This is a genomic window from Hoylesella timonensis S9-PR14 (assembly GCF_000762405.1).
In the GTDB taxonomy this organism is placed as follows: domain Bacteria; phylum Bacteroidota; class Bacteroidia; order Bacteroidales; family Bacteroidaceae; genus Prevotella; species Prevotella timonensis_A.
In genome coordinates, this window is the sequence record NZ_JRPQ01000266.1 from 1 (window position 1) to 2,532 (window position 2,532).

2 protein-coding genes are annotated in these 2,532 nt (G+C 45.4%); both read left to right on the plus strand.

The annotated features are described in order from the left end of the window. Positions 1-1,364 precede the first annotated feature (1,364 nt). Positions 1,365-2,162, plus strand: a complete 798-nt coding sequence (locus HMPREF9304_RS12520) for a M23 family metallopeptidase (protein ID WP_445236348.1) — start codon at positions 1,365-1,367, stop codon at positions 2,160-2,162. 11 nt (positions 2,163-2,173) lie between these two features. Further along, positions 2,174-2,446 carry a hypothetical protein gene (locus tag HMPREF9304_RS12525; RefSeq protein ID WP_197061676.1) on the plus strand — a complete coding sequence of 91 codons (273 nt, stop codon included), beginning with the start codon at positions 2,174-2,176 and terminating at the stop codon, positions 2,444-2,446. Positions 2,447-2,532: the final 86 nt, after the last annotated feature.

Sequence of the window (2,532 nt, forward strand, 5' to 3'; positions counted from 1 at the left end):
GAAAAGGTAGGTGTCAAATTAGCAGCGAAATCCGCTGAAAGTGCAGAGAAAACAGTCGGCAAAGCATTGGCNAATTCTGTCATGAAGGAAGGGCGTTATGCCAGCAAGGCCAGCTATACCAAATGGATAGAATCCATGGGGGGAAAGGTCACTAAGGTAGAGTCCGGCTTCAAAAATTGGGAGAAAAGTCTGTCTAANTCCAAGTCAGGTTTTAAGACTGCCGAGCATTTGGGAGCCAAGGCCGCCCCAAAGGCAGGGCGTGTCATCATTGACGGAACCAAGGCCTCTGGCCATGGCATTGCTCATTCCGCAAAAGCGGCTGAACAAGTTGCAGAAGAAACAGCCAAAAGAGCAGCTCTTATCAATAAGGAATCGCTCAAGACAGTAGCCAAGACAGGCTGGAGAGAGGGCGGTAAAGTCATCAATAAGACTGCAGGTTGGGCTGGTCAGTACGCCAGATACTCTGCTAATCATCCTATTGCAAGTCTTATTCTATCTTCAGTTGCCTATCGTCAGGTAACTGGACGAACGCTGTTGCCAGACGTAATGAAATCCATAGGTGGCGATGATGCCGCACAAAAAGGTCTCGTTGGTGTTCTCGGTGAAACGACATTAGGAAAGAAAGTAGACGATCAAGGCAATGAAGTCAGCATGGTCGCCAATCTCACGGATGTTCTTTTCGGCAATGGTACTTATGGTAAATTAAATTCTGGCATNGGTTCTGCTGCAGGTGAAGCAGCAGGGCTGTATCAAGGCATAAAAGGTGGCGTTGCTTCCGTCTTTGGAGAAGGGGCTGACCTCTATGAGACAGGCAAGGAGCAGATTGGGCATTATTTCTCGGGTAACGGAATGGTTTCCAACAATAACGGGGGGTATTATGATCCTACAACTCCTCAATATCCGTCAACAAGNCAAATGATGGGACAAGGTATGACACCAGCATTACAACAACAGCAAGGAGGCGTTGCTGGCACAATGATGAACGGTGTGCATTCTGTTGCCAGTGAACTTACGGGNGGAAATGTATCAAAGATGAATTTAGCGTCCCTCGCACTNTCGTCCTACATGATGTTTGGTCCNTTTGGTTGGCTTGGTAAAATGGCCAGTATGATGTTGGGCGGCATGACTCTGCGCAACATTAATCATCGTCAATCGGAAGGTCAGTCCGTGCAGCAGCTACCGAGATATGCTGTCGTTCCAGACTTGATGGCGGAACAACATCGGGGACAAGTTGATTTGCCTGTGTCGGAAGAACCAGTGGTACGCCGCTCCCGTGGAATATGATATATTAAATCTAACAAGTATAGTATATGGATGCAAAAGATTATAAGGACATGCTCTTGGAGTCGGCAAGNGGCTTCATGATGCCTTTTNCCTTGGGNGAGAAAGAAGAACTGAAGGTTATCCTTCCTTATGGAGAGCAAACCCATCCCAAGACGGGAGAAAGATTTCAGCACCAAGGTGTTGATTATGCCGTCAAGGACAAACCGTTATATGCCATTGCAAGCGGTATGATTATTGGAGCTGGACATGATTCCGTTCACGAGAACTATATTGTNTCNAGGTACGGNAAATACGAAGTTACNTATGGAAACGTTTCCGAAGCCTACACTCCTTACGGNACNGANGTAAAGGCNGGNCAGGAAATNGCCCGTGCTGGTGATTTTCTACACATGGAAGTGCGGTTTAACGGAAAAGTNCTTGATCCTGAAAATTTCATTGCCATGATTTGGGCAAACATACAGCAGCTGGCTGCCATGGGTATCACCCGCCAGCCTACTACCGAGGCTTTGGGTGACAGGAAAATTTCCACCAAGTATGACGATAGNCAGAATGAGATCATGACNCTNATGCTCCGCTGGCTTCCTACCTACATGAATGAGCTTCGAACGAAAACCTATATNCCTCCTAAAAAGATGGAAGCGTCATTGAGGAATATNCTTTCAAAAGCAGCAGATAAAAATTATTTTTATGAAANAATGCCCAATTTAGGTAATCCCTTAGGNCTGTCCGAGCGCAGTGCTCCATTGATAGAGAAAATTCAGGAAATCCTAATCGAGGATTTTCTTGGATTTCTGGCAGTCCGTCAAGGAATATATCCCCAATCTTGGGATGAATCTCAAAAAAAAAACTTTCTGAAGAAGCTGCCGAAAACGGCTTGANACTCGATCCTTTGGAAAATCTTGAAATTGATATTCACAGTTATGACATCAGTCGAGAAGCATCCGTCTATTTCGACACAACAGGGACACGCTGTTGGACAAAAGCGTGGTTNAATGGCAGGGAAAGAGGAGAGAGAGCAATAGAGATCACTCGTCAGTTAGCTGTGAAATTCATCAATGATGAAATTTTATTGGATGATTGGCTCGCACGTTTCTATCCAAAGCAGATGAACGTTTGTCACAAAGCCATCGAGCAGGCACGTAAACAGTTATTGGGTATCTAAAACTNCATTGTATGGCAAATAAAAATCAACATTTCGGAGAGCTGGAGTATTGCTTCAATCAATACTTCAGTAAATATTGCGCTCCC